Origin of the sequence: Crystallibacter degradans (assembly GCF_012952295.1) — a bacterium.
GTDB lineage: Bacteria > Actinomycetota > Actinomycetes > Actinomycetales > Micrococcaceae > Crystallibacter > Crystallibacter degradans.
The window spans coordinates 96,957-122,348 of sequence record NZ_JABBCH010000012.1 but is presented as its reverse complement, the minus strand read 5'-3'; the positions used below and the strand labels follow the sequence as shown (position 1 = coordinate 122,348).

General features: G+C 66.1%; 29 protein-coding genes. 16 read left to right on the top strand and 13 right to left on the bottom strand.

Annotated features, from left to right (window positions below; translation table 11 throughout):
- Positions 1-12: 12 nt before the first annotated feature.
- From HGO92_RS17220 to HGO92_RS17175, 10 genes are all read left to right on the top strand, one after another.
- Positions 13-687 (top strand): hypothetical protein, encoded by a 675-nt coding sequence (locus HGO92_RS17220; RefSeq protein ID WP_169996993.1) that lies wholly within the window; start codon positions 13-15, stop codon positions 685-687.
- Between the two features lie 2 nt (positions 688-689).
- Positions 690-986 carry a transcriptional regulator gene (locus HGO92_RS17215; RefSeq protein ID WP_074700571.1) on the top strand — a complete coding sequence of 99 codons (297 nt, stop codon included), beginning with the start codon at positions 690-692 and terminating at the stop codon, positions 984-986.
- Positions 987-1,047: 61 nt separating this feature from the next.
- Positions 1,048-2,013 (top strand): ABC transporter ATP-binding protein, encoded by a 966-nt coding sequence (locus HGO92_RS17210; RefSeq protein ID WP_169996992.1) that lies wholly within the window; start codon positions 1,048-1,050, stop codon positions 2,011-2,013.
- Positions 2,010-2,816 carry an ABC transporter permease gene (locus HGO92_RS17205; protein ID WP_169996990.1) on the top strand — a complete coding sequence of 269 codons (807 nt, stop codon included), beginning with the start codon at positions 2,010-2,012 and terminating at the stop codon, positions 2,814-2,816. The genes HGO92_RS17210 and HGO92_RS17205 overlap by 4 nt, the downstream gene beginning before the upstream one ends.
- A gap of 57 nt (positions 2,817-2,873) precedes the next feature.
- A complete protein-coding gene (locus HGO92_RS17200; RefSeq protein WP_169996988.1) occupies positions 2,874-3,116 on the top strand; it encodes a FitA-like ribbon-helix-helix domain-containing protein in 243 nt (80 codons plus the stop codon).
- A gap of 91 nt (positions 3,117-3,207) precedes the next feature.
- Positions 3,208-4,557 (top strand): MATE family efflux transporter, encoded by a 1,350-nt coding sequence (locus HGO92_RS17195; RefSeq protein ID WP_346768997.1) that lies wholly within the window; start codon positions 3,208-3,210, stop codon positions 4,555-4,557.
- Between the two features lie 9 nt (positions 4,558-4,566).
- Positions 4,567-5,127: a hypothetical protein gene (locus HGO92_RS17190; RefSeq protein WP_169996986.1), complete on the top strand. Its 561-nt coding sequence runs from the start codon at positions 4,567-4,569 to the stop codon at positions 5,125-5,127.
- Between the two features lie 102 nt (positions 5,128-5,229).
- Entirely contained in the window at positions 5,230-5,631 is a 402-nt protein-coding gene (locus HGO92_RS17185) for a hypothetical protein (protein WP_346768995.1), read from the top strand.
- A gap of 69 nt (positions 5,632-5,700) precedes the next feature.
- On the top strand, positions 5,701-6,582 hold the full coding sequence (locus HGO92_RS17180; protein WP_169996984.1) for a DUF4261 domain-containing protein: 882 nt from the start codon (positions 5,701-5,703) through the stop codon (positions 6,580-6,582).
- Between the two features lie 31 nt (positions 6,583-6,613).
- Entirely contained in the window at positions 6,614-7,450 is an 837-nt protein-coding gene (locus HGO92_RS17175) for a DUF1206 domain-containing protein (protein WP_169996982.1), read from the top strand.
- 70 nt (positions 7,451-7,520) lie between these two features.
- On the opposite strand, the gene HGO92_RS17170 is transcribed toward HGO92_RS17175, so the two are convergent.
- Both HGO92_RS17170 and HGO92_RS17165 read right to left on the bottom strand, forming a co-directional pair.
- Positions 7,521-7,853, bottom strand: coding sequence for a YtxH domain-containing protein (locus HGO92_RS17170; RefSeq protein ID WP_169996980.1), 333 nt, complete (start codon positions 7,851-7,853; stop codon positions 7,521-7,523).
- A gap of 87 nt (positions 7,854-7,940) precedes the next feature.
- The gene (locus tag HGO92_RS17165) at positions 7,941-8,483 is read right to left on the bottom strand and encodes a CGNR zinc finger domain-containing protein (protein WP_169996978.1); all 543 of its coding nucleotides are present in this window, start codon (positions 8,481-8,483) and stop codon (positions 7,941-7,943) included.
- Between the two features lie 165 nt (positions 8,484-8,648).
- On the opposite strand from HGO92_RS17165, the gene HGO92_RS17160 reads away from it, so the two are divergent.
- The 4 genes from HGO92_RS17160 to HGO92_RS24305 all read left to right on the top strand — a co-directional run bounded on the left by HGO92_RS17160 (position 8,649) and on the right by HGO92_RS24305 (position 11,962).
- Complete coding sequence (locus HGO92_RS17160; protein ID WP_169996976.1) at positions 8,649-9,587, top strand: EamA family transporter; 939 nt, start codon at positions 8,649-8,651, stop codon at positions 9,585-9,587.
- Positions 9,588-9,752: 165 nt separating this feature from the next.
- The gene (locus tag HGO92_RS17155; protein ID WP_169996974.1) at positions 9,753-11,108 is read left to right on the top strand and encodes an MFS transporter; all 1,356 of its coding nucleotides are present in this window, start codon (positions 9,753-9,755) and stop codon (positions 11,106-11,108) included.
- 134 nt (positions 11,109-11,242) lie between these two features.
- Positions 11,243-11,518 (top strand): DUF2277 domain-containing protein, encoded by a 276-nt coding sequence (locus HGO92_RS17150; protein ID WP_169996972.1) that lies wholly within the window; start codon positions 11,243-11,245, stop codon positions 11,516-11,518.
- 3 nt (positions 11,519-11,521) lie between these two features.
- Complete coding sequence (locus HGO92_RS24305; RefSeq protein WP_169996970.1) at positions 11,522-11,962, top strand: glutaredoxin domain-containing protein; 441 nt, start codon at positions 11,522-11,524, stop codon at positions 11,960-11,962.
- Positions 11,963-11,968: 6 nt separating this feature from the next.
- Here the strand turns inward: HGO92_RS24305 and HGO92_RS17140 are convergent, their stop codons facing one another.
- The 4 genes from HGO92_RS17140 to HGO92_RS17125 all read right to left on the bottom strand — a co-directional run bounded on the left by HGO92_RS17140 (position 11,969) and on the right by HGO92_RS17125 (position 16,890).
- On the bottom strand, positions 11,969-14,332 hold the full coding sequence (locus HGO92_RS17140; RefSeq protein ID WP_240974719.1) for a heavy metal translocating P-type ATPase: 2,364 nt from the start codon (positions 14,330-14,332) through the stop codon (positions 11,969-11,971).
- Between the two features lie 180 nt (positions 14,333-14,512).
- Positions 14,513-14,740 carry a heavy-metal-associated domain-containing protein gene (locus tag HGO92_RS17135; protein WP_169996967.1) on the bottom strand — a complete coding sequence of 76 codons (228 nt, stop codon included), beginning with the start codon at positions 14,738-14,740 and terminating at the stop codon, positions 14,513-14,515.
- Positions 14,741-14,772: 32 nt separating this feature from the next.
- A complete protein-coding gene (locus HGO92_RS17130; RefSeq protein ID WP_240974707.1) occupies positions 14,773-15,135 on the bottom strand; it encodes a metal-sensitive transcriptional regulator in 363 nt (120 codons plus the stop codon).
- Between the two features lie 258 nt (positions 15,136-15,393).
- Entirely contained in the window at positions 15,394-16,890 is a 1,497-nt protein-coding gene (locus tag HGO92_RS17125; protein WP_169996964.1) for an MFS transporter, read from the bottom strand.
- Between the two features lie 88 nt (positions 16,891-16,978).
- Here HGO92_RS17125 and HGO92_RS17120 point away from each other — a divergent pair, with 88 nt between their 5' ends.
- Entirely contained in the window at positions 16,979-17,518 is a 540-nt protein-coding gene (locus HGO92_RS17120) for a TetR/AcrR family transcriptional regulator (protein ID WP_169996962.1), read from the top strand.
- 19 nt (positions 17,519-17,537) lie between these two features.
- Here the strand turns inward: HGO92_RS17120 and HGO92_RS17115 are convergent, their stop codons facing one another.
- From HGO92_RS17115 to HGO92_RS17105, 3 genes are read right to left on the bottom strand one after another with little or no spacing between them, the layout of a single operon-like run.
- A complete protein-coding gene (locus HGO92_RS17115; protein ID WP_169996960.1) occupies positions 17,538-17,777 on the bottom strand; it encodes a hypothetical protein in 240 nt (79 codons plus the stop codon).
- On the bottom strand, positions 17,770-18,744 hold the full coding sequence (gene trxB, locus HGO92_RS17110) for a thioredoxin-disulfide reductase (protein WP_169996959.1): 975 nt from the start codon (positions 18,742-18,744) through the stop codon (positions 17,770-17,772). The genes HGO92_RS17115 and trxB overlap by 8 nt, the downstream gene beginning before the upstream one ends.
- A 31-nt stretch (positions 18,745-18,775) precedes the next feature.
- Positions 18,776-19,210, bottom strand: a complete 435-nt coding sequence (locus HGO92_RS17105; protein ID WP_169996957.1) for an arsenate-mycothiol transferase ArsC — start codon at positions 19,208-19,210, stop codon at positions 18,776-18,778.
- A gap of 204 nt (positions 19,211-19,414) precedes the next feature.
- Between HGO92_RS17105 and HGO92_RS17100 the strand changes: the two genes are divergently transcribed.
- The gene (locus HGO92_RS17100) at positions 19,415-19,837 is read left to right on the top strand and encodes an arsenate reductase/protein-tyrosine-phosphatase family protein (RefSeq protein ID WP_169996955.1); all 423 of its coding nucleotides are present in this window, start codon (positions 19,415-19,417) and stop codon (positions 19,835-19,837) included.
- A 22-nt stretch (positions 19,838-19,859) separates the two neighbouring features.
- Here HGO92_RS17100 and HGO92_RS17095 read toward each other — a convergent pair whose 3' ends face one another.
- The 4 genes from HGO92_RS17095 to HGO92_RS17080 all read right to left on the bottom strand — a co-directional run bounded on the left by HGO92_RS17095 (position 19,860) and on the right by HGO92_RS17080 (position 25,188).
- Positions 19,860-20,306, bottom strand: a complete 447-nt coding sequence (locus HGO92_RS17095) for a VOC family protein (RefSeq protein ID WP_169996953.1) — start codon at positions 20,304-20,306, stop codon at positions 19,860-19,862.
- A 169-nt stretch (positions 20,307-20,475) separates the two neighbouring features.
- Positions 20,476-21,282, bottom strand: a complete 807-nt coding sequence (gene xdhC, locus HGO92_RS17090; RefSeq protein ID WP_169996951.1) for a xanthine dehydrogenase accessory protein XdhC — start codon at positions 21,280-21,282, stop codon at positions 20,476-20,478.
- Between the two features lies 1 nt (position 21,283).
- Positions 21,284-23,689: a xanthine dehydrogenase molybdopterin binding subunit gene (gene xdhB, locus HGO92_RS17085; protein WP_169996949.1), complete on the bottom strand. Its 2,406-nt coding sequence runs from the start codon at positions 23,687-23,689 to the stop codon at positions 21,284-21,286.
- The gene (locus tag HGO92_RS17080) at positions 23,686-25,188 is read right to left on the bottom strand and encodes a xanthine dehydrogenase small subunit (protein ID WP_169996947.1); all 1,503 of its coding nucleotides are present in this window, start codon (positions 25,186-25,188) and stop codon (positions 23,686-23,688) included. The genes xdhB and HGO92_RS17080 overlap by 4 nt, the downstream gene beginning before the upstream one ends.
- Between the last annotated feature and the right edge of the window lie 204 nt (positions 25,189-25,392).

Below are 25,392 nucleotides of genomic sequence, written 5' to 3'. Positions count from 1 at the left end.
AGGCAAGCGAGCATGGCACCGCATTCCAACAGCACTGGCGCCCAGCCCGGCGAACCGGAGGAAGCGCCGCTGGACCTGCACGCCGCGCTGCGCCTGGTCAACGACGCCGAAACCAAGGCCCGGGAAGAACTCCAGGGCAACGAGGCCGGCGTCTACCTGATCTGGGGTTTCGCCTGGCTGATCGGCTACGGTGCGATGCACGCGGCCCGATTCGGCTGGCTTCCGCTCAGCGCCGGGGCGTCGCTGACGGTCTTCGGCATCACCGTCCTGGCCGCGCTCGCCAGCACCGTCTTCATCGTGACGCGGCAGCGGCGCGGCATCCGCGGCCACTCGTCCTTCGTCGGCGCCATGTACGGCGGCGCCTGGGCGCTGGGCTTCATGGTGATGGGCACGCTGGCCGGGGTGGTCGGCGGCGCCGTCGACGATTTCTGGCTCCGCGGCATGATCATCAACGGGATCGCGCTGCTGATCGTCGGACTGATGTATATGGTCGGCGGCGCCATGTTCAATGACAAGAGCCAGGCCATGCTGGGCATCTTGTTCCTCGTGGTGAACATCGTCGCGCTCCTCGCGGGCCCCGCAAACTTCATGACCGTCTGCTTCATCCTCGGCCCGCTCGGCTTCTTCGCGGGAGCCGTGGCGGAAACGCTGCGGCGACGGCGGCTGCGTAACCGCGGGCGGGTGTAGCCGTGGCCGAACTGGACCCGGTGATCCACGCTGAATCCCGGCTGCGGGCCATCACCATCCTGAACGAGGTGGGGGAGCGGGACAAGATCGCCTTCACCAAACTCCGCAAGATGCTGGACATGACCGCCGGCAACCTCTCCACCCACCTGCGCAAGCTCGAGGACGCCGGTTACGTGGAGGTCACTAAGACCATCGAGGGCCGCACGCCCGCCACCTATGTGGGCATCACCGCCAAGGGCAAGGCCGCCTACGCGCAGTACCGGGTGGCGCTGCGCGAACTGCTCACCGGCCTGCCCTAGGCACTGCAACACCGCAAGAACAGCAAGAACGGCAAGTATCCGCACTCATCCAGGAGCACCGATGAAAGTCCCTGCACTAATTGCTGTACCCACTGCACAGCGTACGACGGCGGTGCTCGCCTCCGTCACGAATGCCACCAAGAGCTTCGGCAACACCACGGCGCTGAGCGGCATCAATCTGGACATCCATTCCGGCGAAGCGCTGGGCCTGCTCGGCCCCAACGGCGCCGGCAAGTCCACACTGATCAGCCTGCTCACCGGCCTCCGCCGGGCCGACTCGGGGTCGGTGGAACTGTTCGGCCGCAGCCCGCTGGACCCGAAGGCCCGGCTGCAGCTGGGCACCACACCGCAGGCCACCTCGGTCCCGCAGACGTTGAAGCTGCGCGAAACCGTGGACTTCGTCGCCTCGCACTACCCGGACCCGGTTCCCACTGCGGAACTGCTGGCCGACTTCGGCCTGAGCGACATGGCCGAGAAACAGTGCGGCGCGCTCTCCGGCGGCCAGCAGCGACGTCTCCTGGTGGCGCTGGCGCTGGTGGGCCGGCCGCGCCTGGTGGTCTTGGACGAACCGACCACCGGTCTGGACGTGGACGCCCGCGAAACCTTGTGGCAGCGGCTGGAGGAATACCGCCGCCGTGGCGGGACGCTGCTGATCACCAGCCACTACCTCGAAGAGATCCAGGCGCTCGCCAGCCGCGTGGTGGTGATCGACCGTGGGACCGTGATCGCGGACGGCAGTGTGGACGAGATCCGCAGCCATGTGGCAATCAGCAAGGTCTCGTTCAAAACCCAGCTGCCGGCGTCGTTCTTTGAATCCTTCCCGCAGGCCGTCAGCGCCGCCACCAGCGCCAAGGGCATCACCACCGTGGTGACGCAGGACGCGGATGCCACTGTCCGGCAGCTGGTCCGCGAGAACATCGAATTCAGCGGTCTGGAAGTCCACGTAGCCAGCCTGGAAGAAGCGTTCCTGGCGCTGACCCGCCATTCCTCCCAAGCAGCAACCGAGACCGCAAAGGATCCGGCATGACCACCCTGGCCCACCGCACTCCCGCGCCGCCCACGCAGGCGGCCCTGCTCAAGGCGCACACCAAGGCGCAGGTGCTGGAGCAGCTGCGCATTCCCGTGGCCGTCATCTCCTCCACAGTCTTCCCGACCCTGGCCCTGCTGTTCTTCGTGATTCCGCAGGAGACGGTCACCTCGAACCCGATCACCGCGCTGACGGCGATCGCGCAGCTGGCCCTGTTTGGCGTGATGAGCTCGTTCCTGTTCAATTACGGCATCGGCATTGCCGAGGAGCGGGCCAACCCGTGGAACAGCTACCTGCGCACGCTGCCTGCGGGCCCGGTTCCGCCGACCATCGCGCGGGCGCTGACGGCGATGATGTTCGCGTTCTTCGCGCTGATTCCGGTCCTGATCCTCGGCGGACTGATGACGTCGGCACCGGAGGCCTTCACCAACGGCGACCTTTCCTGGGGCCGGATACCGCTGTCCGTGGTTGTCTGGCTGTTCTGCGGGCTGCCGTTCCTGGCGCTCGGGCTGTTCATCGGCTACCTCTGCACATCCAAGGTGGCGATCGCCGTGACGCAGGTGGTTTTCTTCCCGATGGCGTTCGCCGGCGGGATGATGCTGCCGCCGATCATGTTCCCGGACTGGCTGAACACGTTTTCGCTGTTCCTGCCGTCCCGGGCGGCGCGCGATATCGCCGTCCAGGTACTCTCCGGTCAGGGCATGCACGCCAGCTCGATCCTCTGCCTGGTGGCGTGGACCGTGGTGCTGGGCGCGCTGGCGCTGTGGGCCAACCGGCGGGACCAGGGCCGCCGGTTCCGGTAGGTCCCGTTCGGCAGGCTGCCGGTTCCGCCGGGGCGCCAGCAGCCGTATTCTGACAGCATGACTGTGTCCATCACTATCCGTGACGTACCGGAGGAGGTCCGGGCGCGGCTGGCTGAGCAGGCTGCCCGTTCCGGCCGGACCCTGCAGGAATACCTGGCAGCCGAACTCCGCGAACTGGCATCCCGTCTCAGTCCTGTGGAATATGTCCGCGGGCTCGAAAACCGCGTCGAGCTGGGCAGCACGACTGTTTCGGCTGAAGACATTCTGTCATCGCGGGACTCCGACCGTCGGTTCCGGTAGGCGCCGGCAGCAGCCCATAACGACGGCGAGCGGGCCGGCCTGCCGCTTCCTCACGCATGGATAGTCGGTGCGGAGTTCTAAGCTGGGAGGCGTGAGTCCTAAACAATCCGTCGCGCCCGTTGCCGGGCAGGGCCTGAACCGTACCATCCTCGCCCTCGCGCTGCCGGCCTTCGGCGCGCTAATCGCGGAGCCGCTGTTCCTGCTGGCCGACTCTGCGATTGTCGGCCACCTCGGTGTGGCACAACTGGCCGGCGTGGGACTCGCGGCAACCGTGGTGCAGACCGTGGTGGGCCTGATGGTCTTCCTGGCCTACTCGACCACGCCCGCGGTGGCCCGGCTGCTCGGCGCCGGGCGGCACGCGGATGCGCTCGCCGTGGGCCGGGACGGTATCTGGCTCGCCTTCTTCCTCGGGCTGGTGCTGTCCGTGGCCGGCTGGGTGTCGGCGCCGGTGCTGGCCTCCGCGATGGGCGCGGCGGGCGAGGTGCACGGCTATGCGGTGGACTACCTGCAGTGGTCCATGCCGGGGCTGACCGCGATGCTGATCGTGCTGGCGGCCACCGGCGTGCTGCGCGGGCTGCAGGACACCAAGACCCCGCTGCTGGTGGCCGGCATCGGCTTCCTGATCAACATCGGGCTGAATTTCGTGTTGGTCTACGGGCTGGATCTGTCCGTGGCTGGATCGGCAATGGGCACGAGCCTGGTGCAGTGGGGGATGGCCGCCGTTTATCTGGTCATCGTCTACCGCGCCAGCGTGAAGTACGGGGTGCCGCTGGCGCCCACCTGGACCGGGGTCAAGGCCACCACCCACGTGGGCTCGTGGCTGATGCTGCGTACCTTGAGCCTGCGGATCGCGATCCTGGCCACTGTCTTCGTTGCCACGGCGCAGGGACCGGTGAGTCTGGCCGCGCACCAGCTGGTCATGACAGTCTTCACCTTCCTCGCCTTCGCGCTGGACGCCATCGCCATCGCGGCGCAGGCGCTGATCGGCAAGGAACTCGGGGCGGGCAACAAGGCGCTGGCGCATTCGCTGACCCGCCGGATGCTCGTCTGGGGTGTGGGTTTCGGTGTCGTCACCGGGGTGCTGCTGGCGCTCGCCGGGCCGCACCTGGGCTGGATCTTCTCGTCCGACGCCGCCGTGCAGGATGCGTTCGCCATCGGAGTGCTGCTGCTGGCGCTCAGCCAGCCGGTCTGCGGTTTCGTTTTTGTGCTCGACGGGGTGCTGATCGGCGCCGGTGACGCGAAGTATCTGGCGATTGCCGGCGTCGTAAATCTCTTGGTCTATGTGCCGCTGCTGGTCTGGGTGCAGTTGTCCGAACTCAGCGGCGTCGCCGGACTGGCCTGGCTGTGGGCGGCGTTCGGGCTGGGCTACATGGCGGCGCGCGGCCTGACGCTCGGTTGGCGGGTCCGCACCGATGCATGGATGGTCACCGGAGCGCACTAAACTCGAGGGGTGAGCACTAACAGCACTGTCCAGGCCGCCGCCTATTGGCAGCCCGTTTTGATGAGAGCCCTTGTCGCGGCCGCGTTCGGCATCCTCACTATCTTCTGGCCCGAGCCGGGGGACACGGTCATGGCCCTGACCGGCGGCGCGTTCCTGCTGCTCAGCGGAGCCGCCGTGTGGCTGCTCGCGCGCAAGCCCGAGGCCAACGAGTACCGCACCCTGCTCCAGCTCGAAGCCGGCGCGTTCGCCGTCGCGGGTGCGCTCGCGTTCGCCCTGCAGACCCCGTCCACCTTCACCATCCTCGCCACCGCGGCCCTGCTCATCGGCGGCGGCGCGGAACTGGTGCTGTGGTGGCAGAACCGCGGCGCGCACGGCTCGGTCCTGTCGAAGGACTGGCTGATCGTCGGCGCCGTCTCGGTGGGCTTCGGCGCGGCCCTGCCGTTCTTCACCTATCTCGGCGCGCACGCGCTGCTGGGTGTCCTCGGCGGCGCGGCGATCATCACCGCCGTCGTGCTGGGGATCGCCGCCTTGACCTACCGCTTCGATGCGCGGAAGGCCGCCGCCAGCTGACCCCGGCCGCGCAGCCGTGACGGCGCCCACACCGAAATTCCGACGTCTTCTACAGCCGGTAGACTGGGGTGAGACTTTTCGCAGTAACCAGGAGGAATCATCGTGGGCAAAAACGCTTCGGGCGAGCCGAACGAACCGCGGATGTCGGTCAAGGGGCCGCTCATTTTCTCCGCCGTGCTCGGCGTGATCGCCGGTTTCTTCACGATGATATTCTCTACCGGCGGCGCGGAAAACCAGCTGCGCTGGGACCTTGGCGTTACCGGGGCCGGCATCGCGTTCATCGCCGCGCTGCTGGTGGTGGCCGTGCTGACCATGGCCGGCAAGGAAAACCCGGACCACCTCAGCCAGGGCTCGGGCGTCAACCGCAGCTCGGCCAAGATTCCGGGCGGCGCCGGCACTGTGGGCGGGCAGAAGCATGCTCCCCGCGATCCCCAGGCAGATACCGACACCCCGCGCGATGAAGACCAGAACGACGACGGCGGCAGCCCCCGCCCGCAGGTCTGACCACCTGACGCTTTCGCCCGCGGATCCACCCGCTGGCTTTCCATGGCCCCAAGCTGACAAGCTGGGGCCATGACTTTTGGGCAGGACGAACCGCAGCAGGCCGAGCAGGCGCAGGCCGGACAGGCAGAGGCCCGTCCTGCACAGACCGGTGAGACAGCCGAGGGCAAGACCCTGCTGGTGGCCGAACTCTGGTACCAGGGCGATCCCGGGCTCTCCTCGGCTACGTTGCGCGAACAGCTGGAGGAACGGTTCCCCGGCGCGGCCTTCTCCGAAGGCGTCATCCTGCTCCCGCACCGCGAGCATTCGTTTGAGCTCAGAGGCAAGACGGTCAGCCTCAGCACCGGATTGGCGGAACCGTCCGAACCGCTGCCCGCGGCGGCCGCGCTCGAAGCAACGCCCACCGACCAAAGCTGGACCTGGCCGGATGCCGACCAGGTGGTGCCCGGCTGCACGCACCGGATCCTGGTGACGGAAGTCCTGTCCAGCACGTTTGAACCGAAGCCGCGGGTGGAATCGTTCCGCAGCGTCCTGCAGTTCCTGGTTGGCGAGACCAACCCGGCGGCCGTCCGCTGGCTGCACAACTCCCATTGGCGGCAGCCGGGCGAACTTGAGGCGGCACATCCGCTGGCAGGGCCGGTGAACATGCGGTTCTTCCTCGTGACCGATGACGAGGGCGCCATGGTGGTGGACAGTCTGGGCATGTACCAGCTGGGCCTGCCCGATGTGCAGATCCACTTCCGGGACAAGGACCCCAACATGCTGGTGGAGCTGGCCTTCAATGTGGCCGCCTACCTTTACGAGAACGGACCGGTGATAGCCGGCGGCACAACCTTGAACGGGCCGGACGGCCTGGTGCTGACCTGCTCCTGGGAAGACTCGCTGATCGGGCCGCTGCGCACGGTCATCGATCTGGATCCGGGGGAGCCGTTTGCCGCCGGGCACCGTGGTTGAGGTGCGGACCGGCTGCTGGTAAGACTCTGGTATGGGTGCCGGAAATGATTCTGGCTCTTCGGCGGCAAACGCAGCGGACGCCGCCGAAGAGCTCTCCAACACGACGACGCTGGACGTTTTTGCGCGCGTCGGCTTCGCCGTCCTCGGCCTGATCCACGTTCTCATCGGGGCCATCGCCGTGCGGATCGCGTTGGGCGGTTATGGCGAAGCGGACCCCGCGGGAGCCGTGGAGATCCTGGCGTCGCGGCCGGTGCTGGGTCCGCTGTTCATGTGGACCTGCTTTGCCGGCTGCCTGGGACTCGCACTGTGGCAACTCAGCGAGGCGTCCCTGCGCGCCAGGCATCTGTCGCGCAAGGAGCAGATATCCAAGGGCATCTCATCCGGTTCCTTGAGCGTGACGTATGCCCTGTTCGCGTTCATGTTCGCGCGGTTCGCGTTCGGCGACGAATCCGACTCGGGCGAATCCACCAAGGACTTCACCATCGCAATGCTCCAGCATCCGCTGGGCGTGCCTTTTCTGGTGGCCGTGGGCGGCACGGTCATCGGCATCGGGATCTATTTTGTGGTCAAGGCGCTGCGCCGGCAGTTCAAGGACGAACTGGACTTCGGCGATTCGAAACGAGGCAGGCTCCTACGCGGCCTCGGCATCGTGGGGCACATCGCGAAGGGCGTTGCCTTGTTCCTGGTCGGACTGCTGATCATCATTGCCGCGGTCACGCACCAGCCCCGGCAGTCTACCGGCCTGGACGGCAGCCTGAAGGCGCTTCCCGAGCAGCCCTTCGGCATCGTCGCCCTGCTCGCCATCGCCGTCGGACTCATGTGCTACGGGGTTTTCGCGATCATCCGTGCCCGCTACGGACGCATGTAGCGCGGAAAGCAAAGGCCGGCCGATCCCGGAATCGGGAGCGGGCCGGCCCTGGGATCCAGACAGTCGGAACCTACGGGATCATACCGGTGGTGGTTCCGGTGGCGTCCGGGTCGCTGAGAGTGTGGCTTGCGGTACCGGAAGCCGAGGTGCCGGACGTGGTGGAGGAGGATCCGCCGTCGTTCTTGTGCAGAACCTCTCTGGCCTTGCCGGTTACCTTTTCCTGCACCTGCGGCGCCTTCTCCTTGGCCCACTCGGTTCCTTCGGACACCTTGTGCTGGACCTTGGGGTCATTCCACAGCTTCTGGGCCTGGACCTTGATCTTCTCGTAGCTTTCGCGGCCCGCTCGGGATCCGAGCACGAAGCCCGCGCCGATGCCTGCTACAAAAATGACCTTCTTCAACATGAGGGTTCCTCCAGTTCATCAGACACTGTTGTCGGACTATTCCTCAGCGTACTGATGATCTGGCGATCCGCAATATCCGGACGGGATTTACGCCGTTGCCTTGCGGGCGCGGTAGGCGGCCACATGGGTGCGGTTGGCGCAGTTGCCGGTATCGCAGAAGCGCTTGGACCGGTTGCGGGATAGGTCCACCAGGACGGCGTTGCAGTCTTCCGCGGCACAGACCTGCAGCCGGTCCAGTTCCTTCTCGCGGATCACGTCCACCAAGGCCATGGCCGCGTCAACCGCCATCCGTATATCCAGCGGCGCGTCCGGCGTTGTGGCGTGCAGGTGGTAATCCCAGCCGTCGTGTTTGACCAGTTGGGGCAGGGCCCGGCCGTTGCGCAGGATGTTGTTGACCAGGCGGACGGCTTCGTCCTCCTCCGCCGTCCAGACTGCGCGCAGCCGGGGGCGCAGGTGGCGCACCGCCCGCAGTTCCCCCATCGTGTGGCTGCGCGAGCCGGAGTACTCGTTCGCCTTCACGAACTCGTCCAGGTCCGCCAGGGTGTTCAGCTGGTCCACCTCGGACTCGGCGGTGTTAATCAACTTGGCGGCGTCGATCAGCGATCTTTCCGCGTCATGGGCAAACACCATCTTGACTCCTGAATATGCTCGGCGATACTGTCACTACTATATCCATCTTTAGGTCCTGACATACCCCGATTTTGCGCATCCGGCCGGGGTGGAGGGCTGACAATTAGCGCAATCGAGGTCACCATGGGCGGCAGTACTGTGTCAGTCAAGCCTGCAAGCGGCGTCATGAGATCCTCAGCCGTTTCCGGTGTGGGCATCGCGTTGTTCTCGTCGGCGGTGTTCGGATTGTCTGGGTCGTTTGCGAAATCACTGCTGGAAGCGGGCTGGACGCCCGGCGCCGCCGTCGCGGTCCGGATGCTCGGAGCCGCACTGGTGCTCACAATCCCGGCGCTGATTGTGCTGCACGGCCGCTGGGGCCAGGTCCGGCAGAACTGGAAGACCATCGTGCTGTTCGGGCTCATCGGCGTGGCCGGCTGCCAGCTCGCCTATTTCAACGCGGTATCGACTCTCTCCGTTGGCGTCGCGCTGCTGCTCGAGTTCCTTGCGCCCGTGCTGATAGTGCTCTGGCTGTGGCTGACCAGCCGCCGCAGGCCCCGCGCCGCCACGATGGCCGGCACCGTCCTGGCTGTGGCAGGACTGGTGCTGGTGCTGGATGTTTTCGGTGAGGTGCGCCTGGATCTCGGCGGTATCCTCTGGGGCCTGGCGGCCGCCGTGTGCCTGGTCATCTACTTCTTCATCACCGCCCGGCATAACGACTCCCTGCCGCCGCTGGTTCTGGCGGCGGGCGGACTGCTGGTGGGCGGGGCCTCCATGGTGGTGCTGGGCGCGGCCCGGATTCTGCCCATGGCCGTCAGCACCGCAGATGTCAGCCTTGCCGGCTGGCGGACGAGTTGGTGGGTGCCGCTGGCGGCACTGATACTGCTGTCCACCGTGATCTCCTATATCACGGGCATCATGGCCGCACGGGCGCTCGGCACCAAGGTGGCATCTTTCGTCTCCCTGACCGAGGTGCTCTTTGCCGTGCTGTGGGCATGGCTGCTGCTCGGCGAACTGCCCGCGACCATCCAGCTGCTCGGTGGTGCGCTGATCGTGCTGGGTGTGGTGCTGGTCCGGCTGGATGAACTGCGGGGACCGCGGCTGAGGGTGCGCGCGCAGACGCTGTGAGTTGCGTCTCAAGCTATGGCTTGCGGCACATAGTGGGGTAGCGGAGCTCATATAGTTAATGACTGTGGTGATTTTGAACACCTGTTCACATCACGAACACCACACCGTTTGCCCAACGTTCTCCCGTCGGGCTCACGACCAAGTCAGCAACAGTAAGGCCCGGTAATGGATATCAAGTCGCGCATCGAAGCGGCCCCCATGAAGCGCACCCAGGTCGGCGTCATCGCCATCTGCACCGCGCTGTACATGATTGACGGCTTCGACGTCCTCGTCATGGCGTTCAGCGCCAACGCAGTCAGTGAATACTGGGGTCTGAGCGCTTCGCAACTCGGTATCCTGCTCAGCTCGGCCCTGGTCGGCATGGCGATCGGCTCGATCTTCGTCTCCACCATCGCGGATATCATCGGCCGCCAGAAGACGCTGGCCCTCGGCGCCCTGGTTGTCGCCTTGGGCATGCTCGCCTCGGCCTTCGTGCCCAGCTACGAACTTCTGGTGGTGCTGCGCTTCATTACCGGCCTGGCCGTAGGCACGCTGCAGGCCACCGCCAACGTCCTCGCATCCGAGTTCACCAACGCCAAGCGGCGCTCCACCTCGCTGGCGATCGTGAGCATAGGCCAGCCGATCGGCGGTGTCCTCGGTGGCATGGCCACCGGCGCGCTGATCCTGCAGTTCGGCTGGCGCGCGGCCTTCCTGTTCGGTGCGATTATTACCGTCATCATGATTCCGCTGATTCTCCGCTCTGTGCCGGAATCCGTCGACTATCTGCTGGTCCGACGGCCGGCCAATGCGCTGGAGCGCGTCAATAAGGTCCTGGCCCGGATCGAACAGCCCGCGGTCATGGAACTGCCCGCACCGGCCCCGGCACCGGCGAAAAAGAAGTCCCGTTTCGCCGACGTTCTCACCGGCGTCAATGCCCGCCGCACTATCCTCATCTCGCTGGCGTACTTCATCCTGATGGCCAGCTTCTACTTCGCCAACTCCTGGACCCCCAAGCTGGTGACGGCCAGTGGTTTCAGCGAGCAGGACGGCATCACTGCCGGCGTCCTCTTCAGCACGGGAGCCATCGTTGGCGCCGTCGTCCTCGGATTCTTCGGGTCCAGGTTCCCGATGCGCAAGGTCCTGGCCGTTTTCTTCGTCATCGGCGGCCTCACCTTCGGCGCCTTCTCGCTGTCCACCGGCTCGCTCGCCGGCGCCCTGCTGGCGGCCGCCCTGGTCGGTTTCGGCTCCAACGCCCCGATCGCCGGCATGCTCGCCATCAGCCCCACCTATTACACCTCCGAGGTGCGCGGCACGGCCTTGGGCCTGGTCATCGGCATGGGCCGCGTCGGCGCTATCGCTTCCCCGATGATCGCCGGTGCGCTGATGGACGGCGGTTGGCAGCCGACCGACTTGTACTTCCTGTTCATCATTCCGATGCTGCTCGGCGCCGTGGTGATTTCCATGCTCGGCAAGCCGATCCTCGGCGAGCCCGCCGCCACCCAGAGCGGTGCAACCGAGCGGGAGCTGACCAACAGCCGCTAGTTTCTCCTGGAAAGTCTGATGCGGGATGGGCTCCTGCTGCCGATTACGACGGCGGCGGGAGCCTTTCCTCTTACATCCCACCGGCCTTCTGGCGCACACTGGAAAGAGGCATACCAGAACCGAAGGAGCTTCCTATGTGCCGCAACATCCGCCGGCTCTACAATTTCGAGCCGTCCGCCACGAGCGCCGAGGTCGAGGCCGCCGCACTGCAGTACGTCCGTAAAGTCAGCGGCACCAACAAACCCTCAAAGGCCAATGAAGAGGCCTTCAACGAGGCGGTGCACGAAATCGCGCACATCACGGCGCATCTGCTTGATTCGCTCGTGACCACAGCACCGCCGAAGAACCGTGATGAAGAAGCAGCCAAGGCGAAGGTCCGCGCGGCCGTCCGCTATGGCGCCGCCGGGTAGCCGGTGAAGACGCTCCTGCGATGGTCCAACGCAGTCGTCCTGATTGCCGTCGCCGGCATCATGCTGGCTGTGTATGGCAGCCACGGCGAATGGGTGCAGGCGGTCGTCGTCGCCGTTATCCTGCTGGCCGTAGCCTGGTTCGTGAGCCCGGTTTTTGGCGGCCGGCAAAAACCGTGGTCAGTGCTGCGGCAGCGCCAGGAGGAGGAGTCCGGGGTGGTGATCTTCTGGCGTCCGGGCTGTGTCTACTGCGTGCGGATGATGGGCTCGCTGGGACGGACGCGGCGCAAGGCGCAGTGGGTCAATATCTGGCGTGATGCCGAGGCCGCCGCGTTTGTCCGCGAGCATAACGACGGCAACGAAACCGTCCCCACGGTCATCCTGCGCGACGAAGTTGTCACCAACCCCGATCCCGAAACCGTGCGCCGGGAACTGGTCCGCGGGTAGCGCCTCCTATCGGGCGAAGGCCCGCAGCCGCAGGGAGTTCGCCACCACCAGGACCGAGCTCGCCGCCATGGCGGCGCCGGCGATCATCGGGTTCAGCAGCCCGAACGCCGCCACCGGGATGCCCAGGGTGTTGTACGCAAAGGCCCAGAACAAGTTGCTCTTGATGGTGCTCAACGTCTTGCGGCTCAGCTCGATGGACTGCACCACCTGGCCCAGATCGCTGCCCATCACCGTGATGTCCGCGGCCTCGATCGCAACATCCGTGCCGGCGCCCATGGCGATACCGAGGTCGGCCTGGGCCAAAGCGGCCGCATCATTCACACCGTCCCCGACCATCGCCACGGTCTTGCCGGCGTCCTGCAGCTTCTGCACGGCCGCGACCTTGCCCTCGGGGAGGACATCGGCGAAGACGTCTTCGGCGGCAATTCCGACGGCGGCCGCAACCTGGGCGGCGACCGCGCCGTTGTCTCCGGTCAGCAGGATCGGGCGGAGGCCCAGTTCCTTGAGGCGGGCAATCGCCGCGGCCGAGCTGTCCTTGATGGTGTCCTTGAGGCTGACGATGCCGGCAAGTTCGCCGTCCACGGCCACCCAGATGGCGGTCGCGCCGGACTCCTGCTGTTCCAGCAGGACAGCACGGTCATGCGGCGTCAGGTTGATGCCGTTCTCTTCCAGCCAGCCGGTCCGGCCCGCCACCACGGTAAGCCGTCCGCCGTCGTTATTTGTCACGAGGCCGCGCACACCGCCGCCGGCCGCACTGTGGAAATCCGTCAGGGGCAGCAAACCGGCTTGGGCTGACAGGCCCGTGGCTGTCCCGCCGGTGCGGGTAGCGGCCGAGGCGAGGCGTTCCTTGGCAGCGTCGACGATCGCGTGGGCGATCGGATGTTCGGAGCCGGATTCGACCGCGCCGGCCAGCGCCAGCACCTCGTCTTCGGTGTAAGAGCCAGGGGCGACGACGCCGGAAACAGCCTGCTTGCCGGTGGTCACCGTGCCCGTTTTGTCCAGCAGAATGGTGTCCACGTGCCGGGTGTCCTCGAGGATCTGCGGCCCCTTGATCAGGATGCCCAGCTGCGCGCCCCGGCCCGTGCCGGTGAGCAGCGCGGTCGGCGTGGCCAGCCCCAAGGCGCAGGGGCAGGCAATGACCAGGACCGTCACCGCGGCGGTGAAGGCGGACTCCAGGTCGCCGGTGAGGACCAGCCAGAGGATGAAAGTAACGACGGCGATGGCCAGCACGATGGGGACGAAGACCGAACTGATGCGGTCTGCCAGCCGCGCGATGGGCGCTTTGCCTGCCTGTGCCTGGCTGACCAGCCGGCCCATCTGCGCCAGGGTCGTGTCGGAGCCGACGCGGGTCGCCCGGACCAGCAGGCGGCCGGAAGTGTTGATGGTGGCGCCGGTGACCGTGTCATCCACGTCCACTTCCACCGGGACGGATTCGCCCGTGATCAGCGACGTGTCGACGGCGGAATGTCCCTCGACCACGTAGCCGTCGGTGGCGATCTTCTCGCCGGGGCGGACCACTATGAGGTCGCCGGGAACCAGTTGTTCCGCCGATACCTTCGCCTCGGCGCCGTCGCGCAGTACCGTGGCTTCCTTGGCCCCGAGATCCAGCAGGGACTTGAGCGCGTTGCCTGCCTTCTGCTTGGCGTTGGCTTCGAGGTAGCGGCCCAGCAGCAGGAAGGTTGTGACGACGGCCGCGGTCTCGAAGTAGAGCGCGTGGTCGGCCATGCTGCCGTGGACGTGCTCCGTCATCATCGGGTCCATCAGCAGTTGCCATGCGGAGAAGAAGAACGCCGTGAGGACGCCGATCGACACCAGCGTGTCCATGGTCGAGGCAAGATGCCGGGCGTTGATCGCCGCTGCGCGGTGGAAGGGCCAGGCCGACCAGAACACCACAGGGATGGACAGCACGAAGACAAGCCACCCCCAGTGCGGGAACTGCGCGCCCGGGATCATCGAGATGGCGAAGATCGGGGCGGTCAGAATGGCGGCAGCCCACAGCCGGGGCTTTAGCTGGGCGGCCGTACCGCCGTGCGCCATGTGGTCTTCGTGCCCGGCGTGCTCGTCATGCAAGGCGGTGGAGGCCGTCGAATCCGGCCAGCGCCAGTTATGGCGCGAGGAACGAGCTGAGCCATTGTTTGAGCGCAGGATCGACGGCGGAACCGCTGCCTCTCGGTGCGGGGCATGGTGGGGCGACGCCTTGATGCGGGCGCGGTACCCGGTGGCTTTGACCGTGTCGAGCAGTTGCTGGTCCGACACGTTCTCGGGCACGGTGACCTGCGCCGATTCGAGGGGGAGGTTGACGCTGGCTTGGACACCTTCGAGCTTGCCCAGTTTGCGCTCCACGCGGTTGACGCAGGACGCGCACGTCATGCCTTCGATCTCCAGCTCGACCAGTCGGGTGGGAGCCACTTCCGTACCGCTGATTCCGGCAGGGCCGGCCTGGTTGCTGCTATTGATCCGGGCACCCGTGTTCTGGGCCATGATTGCCTTATTCCCCTTCGATACTCAGAGGCGTGCCCTTCGCATGACGCTGGGCCCGCCGTCGTACTCTTACGCGTCTGCTGAGACGACCAGGTAACCCGCTTCGGCTACAGCCTCGCCGATCTGTTCCGGATCCAGGTCGCCGGTGGAGTTGACGGTGGCGGTGGAAATGCCGCCCTTATTCAGCTCGATGGCGACGTCCTGCACGCCGTTGATGGCCTTGAGTTCTTCGGTGACTGCGTCGATGCAGTGGCCGCAGGTCATGCCGTCAATGCTGACCTTGGTGATGGTGCTCATAGTTCCTCCTGCTGGGGTTGAATCTGGATGGTCTAGCGAAGCAGCCGGCCGATGGCGTCCGAGGCTTCCTTGACCTTGTCCTGCACGATCCTCGGGTCCCCGGCGGCTTCGGAATCCTTCGCGGCACCGACCACGCAGTGCTCGATGTGGTCCTCGAGCAGCCCGATGCTGACGGCGTGCAGGGCTTTGTTGACTGCGGACACCTGGGTGAGGATGTCGATGCAGTACTTGTCCTCGTCCACCATGCGGGCGATGCCTCGGACCTGGCCTTCGATGCGCTTGAGTCGACGCAGGTAGGCCGCTTTGTCTGTGGTGTAAGCGTGTCCAATGTGCTCGTCGGCTGCGGGATCCTCAAGGACCGACGGCTCGGCCGCGGGAAGATCTGTCTGGCTCATGGCGTTCCTTCCGGTAAACTTCTACATCCAAGATATACCCCGTGGGGGTATGAATCAAGGGTGTGTGGTCAACGCCTCATCACCGCCGATTACGCCGGATGCCTCAATGCGATGCCTCGCTGCCGGGCCTCGTTACAGGCGAGAACGTTCCTTGAACGCGAGAACGTCCCTTACGCCCCGGATGCCGGGCAGGTAAAGGACGTTCTCGCGAGGGAATGCTGCTCAGGACCGGAAGGGCCCGGACCCAGGGCTCAGGACTCAGGGCTGGGCGTCGCGCAAGGTGCGGAAGGCCAGCCAGGCCGCGGCAACCATCAGCACGGAGGCTATTCCGGCCGTGACCGTGACACCGCTGTCGAAGGCGTGGAAGGCCGACTCTAGGAGTGAGTCCGCGGTTCCGCCAGGAAGCTCGGCGGCGGTGTTGATGGCGCCGCCCAATGTTTCGCTCGCGATTGCCTGTTGCGACGCCGTGAGGTTCGCGGGCAGGTTGATGTTCTGTCGGTAGGCCGCCACCAGGATGCTGCCGAGCACCGCAGTGCCGAAGACCGAGCCCACCTCGTAGGCCGTTTCGGAAACCGCCGACGCCGCGCCGGCCTTGGCCGCCGGGACACTGGAGAGGATCAGGTCGTTGGAGAGCGTCTCCGAGGCGCCAACTCCCGCGCCGAGTACGGCGAAGGCCAGCATGAGGTTTCCGGCCGAGGCACCGGGTGCTGCGGCCACCAGCCAGTAGGCCGTGGCCGAGAGCAGCAGTGCAACGGAAACCACCAGATGCGGGCGGACCCGGCGCACCAGCGGCACCGCCAGCAGGCCGGCAATGATGGTGATCGCCAGGCCGGGCAGCAGCACCAGTCCGGCATCCAACGGACTCAGCCCAAGGACCAATTGAAGGTGCTGGGACACGAAGTATAGGAAGCCGACCAGTGAGAACACCGCCAGCAGGTTGACCAGCACCGCGCCGGTGAACGGCCGGACCGTGAAAAGCCGCACGTCCAGCATCGGCTGGGGCCGGCGAAGCTGGCGCCGGGTGAACAGCCAACCAGCGGTCACTCCGAGCGTGGCGATACCCAGAGTCGCAACGAGACTGCCGCCGTTGGCGAGGTTTTTGATGGCGTAGACCACCGGCAGCATCGTGGCGATGGAAAGGAAAATGCTCCAAATATCGACGGCGCCCGGTGCCGGATCCTTGGACTCCGGCACGAAAAGCGGGGTCAGGATCAGCATCAGCACCAGCACGGCCAGCAGGAACACAGAGCCCCACCAGAAGTGCTCCAGCAGCAGTCCGCCCAGGATCGGGCCTAGCGCGGCACCGGCGGAGAAGCCGGCGGCCCAGACCGCGATGGCCAGACGGCGCTGCCCGCGGTCGGTGAAGATGTTGCGGATCAAGGAAAGCGTGGCCGGCATCAGCATGGCACCGAAGATGCCCAGGCCGGCGCGCGCGGCGACCAGCACCTCGGCGCTTGGCGCGAAGGCCGCCAGTGCCGAGAAGGCGGCAAAGCCCACAGCGCCCGTGATGAGCATGCGCCGGCGGCCGAACCGGTCGCCCAGGCTTCCCATGGCAACCAGCAGACCGGCGAGCACCAGAGGATAGATGTCGATGATCCAGAGCAGGGTGGTCCCGCTGGTGTTGAACTCCAGCGAGATGGCAGGCAGGGCAAAGCTCAGCACCGTATTATCGACGGCGACCAGCAGCACCGGCAGCATGAGCGCTGCCAGGGCGGTCCATTCTTTGCGGCCGGCACGTTGGGTGATCGTGAGCATAGTGCACCTCCTGAAAAATTGCGGGGACGTATCTACTGTACCGGCTGGACGGTTTAGTGGCAAAGTTATTGAAAGCTAGGATGGATAGATGGCCAGCGCAAAAGACCGGATCCTTGACAGCTTTGAAGACATCCTCATCAAGGAGGGTGAACGGGCGGCCACTATGGATGTGGTTGCGGCGGCGGCAGGGGTGTCCAAGGGAGGGCTGCTCTACCACTTCCCCTCCAAGGAAGCCATGGTGGAAGGGCTCTGCCAGCGGCTCGCGGCGCTGACGGCCGAGGACGCGGAGAAGATCGGCAAGGCCCCCGAGGGCGCCGCCCGCTACTACGTCCGCACGTCCTTGTACGTGGATTCGCCGCTGGACCGGGCCATCGTCGCCGTGGCGCGCCTAGTGCAGCAGGGGCATCCCGCGGCGGCGCAGACCTTTGCCCATATCGAGACTCTCTGGCTGGACGCGTTGGAAAAGGCCCTGGGCAGCAGGCCCGTTGCGCAGGCCATCAAGCTAATGGGGGACGGGCTCTATTACAGCGCTACCTTTTTCGCCGCGGCGGGCCAGCCCGCCAAAGTTACCGAAGCAGAGCTGGAAGCGCTGCTGGAGCAGGTGGACGCCTTGGTGAAGCGGGCCTGACTGGCCCCGGGCCCCGCTGTTACGGTTCACGCACGGCAATCTTCAGTTCGTCCGGCGGCGGGACAAGCAACGGCGCCTCCGCCTCGATGGTGACCAAGCCGTCGTCGTCCAGTCCGTAGACATTGAAATGGATGGTGCCGGGCGACATGAAGACCTGGCCGGGCTCCGGAACACCCTCGGGAACTTTCACTCCGTTCTCGGATAGCCACTGAATGAGGGCGGACTGGTCACCCTCCACGGGCGGTGGATCTTTAGGCATGCGTTTCTTCTTCCACCAGTGCGGTGGCGATGCTGTCAGAATCTTCCAGCGCGGCGAGGTAGCGTTCGGCGTCGAGCGCGGCCGAGCAGCCGGTGCCCGCGGCGGTGATGGCCTGGCGGTACCGGTGGTCCACCGCGTCACCGCACGCGAAGACGCCCCGCTGGCTGGTCACGGTGGTGGGGGAGTCCACCTTGATGTAGCCCTCGTCGTCCAGAGCGAGCTGGCCCTTGACGAGTTCGGTCCGCGGCAGGTGCCCGATGGCCACGAAGATTCCGGTGGCGGCCAGCCCGCGGGTCGCCCCGGTGACGGTGTCCGTCAGCGTCACGCCGGAGACCTTGCCGTCCCCATGGATGGCGGAAACGGTGCTGTTCCATTCGAAGCGGATCTTCTCGTTGTCCCGCGCCCGCTGCGCCATGATTTTCGACGCCCGCAGTGCATCCCGGCGTACGACGACGGTGACAGACTTTCCGAACCGGGTCAGGAAGAGCGCTTCCTCCATGGCTGAATCACCGCCGCCGACGACGATGATGTCCTGGTTTCGGAAGAAGAACCCGTCGCAAGTGGCGCACCAGGAGACGCCGTGGCCGGAGAACTTCTTTTCCTCCGGCAGGCCCAGTTCCTTGTAGGCGGAGCCGGTGGCCAGGATGACCGCCGGTGCCTGGTAGACGTTCCCGCCGGTGGTGACCACTTCTTTAAGGTGGCCTTCGAGCGAAACTGAAGAGACGTCGTCGTACTCAATGGTGGCACCGAACCTTGCCGCCTGCTGCTGCAGGTTCTCCATCAGCTCCGGGCCCTGGATGCCCTCGGGAAAACCTGGGAAGTTCTCCACGTCGGTAGTGTTCATCAGCGCGCCGCCCGCGGTCACCGCGCCGGCGATCACACGGGGTTCCAGCCCGGCCCGCGCGGCGTAGATCGCCGCGGTGTAGCCCGCGGGGCCGGAGCCGATAATGATGATCTTCTCGCTCATGATGTTTCTCCTTCTGGTGCCGTCGCCGCGGCTAGCTGGCGTCCGGGTGCAGAGCGGGGAGCAGGCCGGAGACCAGGTTCTGAACCCGGGCCTTGATATCGTCGCGCAGGACGCGGGCGGCGCCAACGTCCTTGCCGGCGGGATCCGTCAGCTCCCAGTCCTCGTACTTCCGGCCGGGGATGACCGGGACATCGTCGCCGCCGCCCAAGGTGATGACCATGTTGGCGTCGTGGAGCTGCTCCGTGGTGAGCTGCCTGGTGGTGCGGCCGGAAATGTCGATTCCGTCCTCCGCCATGGCTTCCACCACCGCCGGATTGACCTCTTTTGCCGGCCGGGATCCGGCGGACCGGACATCGATGGCGCCCCTGGACAGGTGCTCCAGGTAGGCGGCGGCCATTTGCGAGCGGCCCGCGTTGTGGACGCAGACGAAGAGGACGGTGGGCTTGTGGCTGTTGGTCTCGGTCATGGCGGGTCCTTTGCTTCTGCCGGCGGTGCTTCCCGAGTGTGAAGAAACGTTCCGGCGCGGCGGGCTGTATAGACCAGTGCAACAAGAACCGCGGCTACTATCAAGAGCCTGCGCCTTCCCGGCCGGCGCGAAGACCCTCCCGGCAGCCGATCTGCGCATAATGGACTTCACGTCCCCCTTTGGAATCCTGCAGAAAGCGACCCCGTGACCTCTTCGTCAGATAAGCCCAGCGTCCTCTTTGTCTGCTCCTCCAACAGCGGCAAGTCCCCGATGGCCGCCGGCCTGATGGAAAAACTGGCCAATGGCACGGTGGAGGTGCACTCGTGCGGCACCAAACCCGGGACCGCGGTCAACCACGAATCGGCCGAGGCGCTGCTCGAAAAGGGCATCGACATCAGCGCAGGCACGCCCACTGCGGTGACCGAAGAAGCGCAGCGGGCGGCCGACGTCGTCGTTATTCTGGGCACCAACGCGCAGCTGGAGGAGGTGCCGGGCACTCGCTACGAGCGGTGGGAAATCGGCGAACCGAGCCTGCGCGACATCCACGGCATGGAACGGATGCGCCTGGTCCGCGACGAGATCGACGCCCGCGTGCACCGGCTCTACGAAGAGCTCGTCGGCGAGTAGCGAAGACCGCTACTGTTCCGGATCAGGCTTGCGCGGCCCCGGCGTCTTGATGCTCGTGCTCGGCCATGGCATCTTGGGACATCCAGAGCAGCTCCCACACATGGCCGTCGGGGTCGGCGATGGAGGCGCCGTACATGCCGGGCATGCTTTCCTTTGCCGGCAGGTAGACGCTGCCGCCGCTGGCCTGCGCCCTGGCCACCAGGTCGTCGACTTCTTCAGTGGAGGAAGCGGTGAGGCAGTTCAGGACTTCCTTGGCGTTGGAGCCCAGATGCGGGGTGCCGCCCTCGGCCAGGAAGCCTGCGAAGAAGTCCTGCTTCAGGAGCATGACAAAGATGGTGTCGGAGATGACGATGCAGGAGCCCTCGTCCGAGCTGAAGTCCGGGTTCAGGGTGAAGCCCAGGCCGAGGTAGAAGTCCGTGGCCTTCTGAAGGTCGGAGACGGGGAGGTTGGCGAAAATCATGCGGTCCATGGCAGATCCTTATCAAGTGGATTGAATGAGTTGAGGAACTTGTGGAGCTGATTGCGTCGCAAAGCGGACAGTGTTCACCTTAAATGAGCCGGACACCCTGGTCCATAGTTCTCCGGCCCTGACATCTCGACCGGCCTCAGCGGGGGATAACGTCCAGAACCGCGAGCTGTCAGACGGCCAGGTGCTTCGACAGGGCCGGGAGCAGGCTGGCCGCTGCGCTGACGGCGATGGCGGCCGGGTCTTTGCCGGGGAGGCCAGGAAGCCCGATCGGGCAACTGATGGTGTCGATGGCGGCGGAGCTATGTCCCTCGGCCTGCAGTTTCTGGCGGAACCTGGACCACTTGGCCGAGGAGCCGATGAGGCCTACCGAGCCGAGGTCGCCGCGGCGCAGCGCAGCGTCGCACAGCAGGAAGTCTTCGGCATGGTCGTGGGTCATGATGAACACGTGCGAACCTGGCGGCAGTGTGCCCAAGGTGGAATCCGGAACAGGGCTGTGCTGGGCGTGGACTTCGGCCGGCCCCGCCAGGATGTCGGCGAGGCGGGCGGGATCAAGCTGGCCGGCCCTGCTGTCCACAAGGTGCAGTTGGATCGGCAGCCGGGAAAGGATCCGGGCCAGTTCGTGGCCGACGTGTCCCATGCCGAAAATGGCAACGGTGGCACGGGCAGGAAACGGCTCGAGGAGAACCTTCACCACTCCTCCACAGCACTGCTGCCCGTGCTCGGTGACGGCATGTTCATTGAGCGGGAACGGCAGGCTCTCGGGGGTTGCGGTGCCCGCCCGGAGCATCGCCCGCGCCCGGTCGATGACCGTTGCCTCAAGGTTGCCGCCGCCGATGCTGCCCCAGGTGGCCTCGGCGCCGACCACCATCTTTGCTCCTGCCTCCCGCGGGGCATGGCCCCGCGCCTCGGTGACCGTAGCCAGGATGCTGGGCAGGCCAGCCGAGCGCAGATCCTGCAGCGCCTGCAGCCAGTCCATCTCAGCCTGCTGCGGTAGTAACAGATGAAGGCGAGGACGTGTCCTCGGCCTGAGCCCCGCCGTCGTAAGCCTTTGAGGTTGTCTCTCGCGCTCCCTGGATCGCCCAGAAAACCGCCTCTGGGGTTGCCGGGCTGGCCAACTCGACGGGCTTGTTGCCGGATCCGAACGCAGCTACCGCCTGGCGCAGGGCCTCCCTGACGCTGAAGGCGAGCATGAGGGGCGGTTCGCCCACCGCTTTCGAACCGTAGACTACGCCGCTTTCGGTGGCTTGCTCGAAGAGATGGACGTTAAACTCCTCGGGCATCTCCGAGAAGCTGGGCAGCTTATAGGTGCTGGCAGACTGGGTCGCCAGGCGCCCCCGGTGCTCGCCGTCGGACTCGTCCCAGCGCAGTTCCTCAAGCGTCAGCCATCCGGCACCCTGGACGAAGCCGCCCTCGATCTGGCCAAGGTCGATGAGCGGCGAGAGGCTGTCGCCGACGTCGTGGACAATGTCCGTCCGCAGCTGTCGGTACGCGCCGGTGAACCCGTCCACCTCCACCTCGGAAACGGCCGCCCCGTAAGCGAAGTACTTGAACGGCTCGCCTTGCATCCGGGCGCTGTCCCAGTGCAGTCCCGGCGTGCGGTAATAGCCGGCGGCCCAGATCGGAATCCGCTGGAAGTAGGCGTCGTTGGCCAGGTCGGCGAAGGCAATGTGCCTGTCATGGAAGCCGATCCCAGTCACCTTGCCGTCGGCGAAGCGGACGTCATCGGGATGGATATTCATCTTACGGGCCGCCACCTCGGCCAGCCGCGCGCTGATTTGCTCGCAGGCGTCCTTGATGGCCCCGCCGTTGAGATCGGCTCCGGAACTGGCGGCCGTCGCCGACGTGTTCGGCACCTTGTCCGTGCGGGTGGGGGCTAGGCGGATGAAATCCAGCGGAACCCCCAGGGCGGTGGCGGCAACCTGGCGCATTTTGGTGTGCAGGCCCTGGCCCATTTCGGTGCCGCCGTGATTGATCAGGACGGAGCCGTCCTTATATACGTGCACGAGTGCGCCGGCCTGATTAAAAGCGGTGAGGTTGAACGAGATGCCGAACTTCACCGGAGTGATGGCGAGGGCGCGCCGGTTGTGCGGGTGGCCGGCATTGAACGCGTCGATTTCTTCGCGCCGACGCCCGACGTCGGCACGTTCCAGCAGGGTTTGCCAGATGGTATGCAGCCGCTCTGCATGGCGGACCGGCTGGCCGTACGGGGTGCTCTGCCCGGCTATGTAGAGGTTGCGCTGCCGCAGCTCGCCGGGGTCGAGGCCCAGTACCGGGGCGGCCCTGCCCAGGACCTCCTCGATGAGGAACATGCCTTGCGGGCCACCGAAGCCGCGGAACGCCGTCTGGGAAGTCTTGTTGGTCTTCGCGATCCGGCCATCGACGTGCACGTTGGGAATCCAGTAGGAGTTGTCCACGTGGCACAGCGCGCGGGTCAGCACCGGCTCCGAGAGATCAAGGCTCCACCCGCCGTCGCTCGTCAGCGTAGCCTTCAGCGCCTGGATGCGGCCATCCTGGTCGAAGCCGGCCTCCCACCTGGCATGGAATGGATGGCGCTTGCCCGTCATCGTGATGTCCTGGGTGCGGTTAAGGCGCAGGCGCACGGGCCGCCCGGTGAGCACTGCGCCCAGCGCCGCGACGGCGGCGAAGCCGTGGGGCTGCATTTCCTTGCCGCCGAAGCCGCCGCCCATGCGGAGGCATTGGACGGTGACGTCGTGGTTGTGCCGGCCCAGCACGTGCGCCACGATTTCCTGCGTCTCCGAGGGATGCTGAGTGCTGCTGTGGACGAAGATCTGCCCGCCTTCATCGAGATACGCGAACGATGCGTGGGTCTCCAGGTAGAAGTGCTCCTGGCCGCCGTACTCGATCTCGCCGGTGAACCGGTGGGCAGCTCCTTCCAGGGCGGCATCGACGTCGCCCCTGCTGAGGGTCGGTTGGAGGCCCTGGAAGCTCTCTGCCTCGATGGCTTCCGTGAGCGTCAGCAGCGAGGGGAGCGGGTCGTAGCTGACGTCGACTGCCTCGGCGCCCAGCCGCGCGGCCTCGGGCGTTTCGCCCAGCACCCAGCAAACGGCATGGCCGTAGTACATGACCTCGGTGGGAAAAAGCGGTTCGTCGTGCTTGGTGCCGGCATCGTTGACGCCGGGAACGTCTGCCCCGGTCAGCACCCGGACCACTCCCGGGACCTGCAGCGCCGGTTCGGTCCGCAAGGAGGTCACGACGGCGTGGGCATGCGGTGCCTGGACTGGCCAAGCATGGAGCACATTCTGGCGGCCCACAATGAGGTCATCGGTGTATAGGGCCGTTCCCGTGACGTGCAGTGCGGCGGATTCGTGCGGCACCGTCATGCCGACGACGGGATTGACCGGGCGGTCGGCAAGGGATTTCATCGGGCTACCTCCACAGCGGACGCTGTTTCCGCAAAAAACTTGAGCATCGCCTGGCCGAGCATCGCCGAGCGATAACGGGCGCTCGCCCTCAAATCGTCGATCGGCGTGCCTTCGGCGGACATGACGGCGACGGCAGCCTCGGCCGTTTCAGCTGTCCACGGCTGGCCCGCCAGCGACTGCTCCGTGATGGTTGCACGGATCGGCGTGGCCGCAACGCCGCCGACGCCTATCCGGATGGAGGATACGGTGCCGCCGTCGAGCTGCATGGCGAAAGCGATGGCCACGCTTGAAATATCGTCAAAACGGCGCTTGGCGATTTTGTAAAAGGCGGTGCTCTCCGCAAGCGGCAGCGGGATCCGCACCGCGCGCAGGAGCTCGCCGGGTTTCCTGACGCTCTGGCGGTACCCGGTGAAGTATTCGGCAAGCGCGACTTCCCGCTCACCGCTGGCGGAGGCCAGCACGACCGACGCGTCCAGCGCCAGCAGCGCCGGCGCGGAATCACCGATGGGCGACCCCGTCGCCAGGTTGCCGCCCAGGCTTGCCGTATTGCGGATCAGCGGGGAGGCGAACTGCGGGAAGAGTTGGTCCAACAAAGGCACGCGCCCGGCCAACCCGCGATCGATCTCGGTGAGGCTTAGGGCCGCCCCGATGCTGATCCGGCCGCTGCCGACCTCCAACGTCCGCAGCGGCTCCAGTCTGTCGATGGCAATGGTCAGCGGCGGCCGCGTATGCCGCAGGTTCACCTCCACCCCGAGGTCGGTGGCGCCGGCGACCAGCTTGGCCTCCGGATTGTGTTCGAGCAGGTCGAAGAGCTCCTCCATGGCCGCAGGCCGGACGAAGCGGGCGCCGTCGACAATCTTTTCGGTAGGTCGAGCGGCAGGGGCGGGGCCGCCCTGCCGGACAAGCAGCGGGTCGGATCCATCGGGGGAGCCGAGCGCGTACGCCGCGTCCCGGATGGGCCGGTAGCCGGTGCAACGGCACAGATTGCCACTCAGGGCATGCAGGTCAAAGCCGTTGGGCCCGCTTTCATGGTCGGTCGCATGCTCCTCGCCGGCCACCGCCGTCGCGGTCTGCGCCGCCCCGGAACCGGACGCGTTCCGCTCCGGGCGGTAGTACTCGGCGGCCATGGAGCAGATGAACCCCGGCGTGCAGTAGCCGCACTGGGCTCCGCCGCGGTCCGCCATCTCCCGTTGAACGGGATGCAGTGCCTCCTCGGCGCAGGGACCCGCCGCGGTACCGAGCCCCTCCGCAGTGATGAGTTCCTGTCCGTCGAACGCCAAGGCAGGAGGCAGGCAGGCGTTGATCGAGGTCCAGCGGCTTCGGCCGACCCCGTCCGGGCGGGCCACGAGGACGGCGCAGGCACCGCACTCACCCTCGGCGCAGCCCTCCTTCGCCCCGGTCAAGCCCTCCGTTCTCAGCCAGTCGAGCAACCGGGTGTGCGGACCGGCCCCGCCGCAATCGCGCAGTTGGCCGTTGACGGTTATCTGGCTATCGCCCATGCCTCAATCTCCTCAGCGCCCTTAGACGTGCCTTGAGAATCATCCTGTGACTCACACCATACTGCGTAACGCGTGAGGGTAAACCCATAGCCTTCAGCCGGAAGATGTTGGGTGGATATGTTTGCAGTGTATGCCGCCGCTCATATGAGCGGCTGTCGGGGGCTCATATGATAGATTGGCGGAAAAGTAACCCTGCTCACAAGG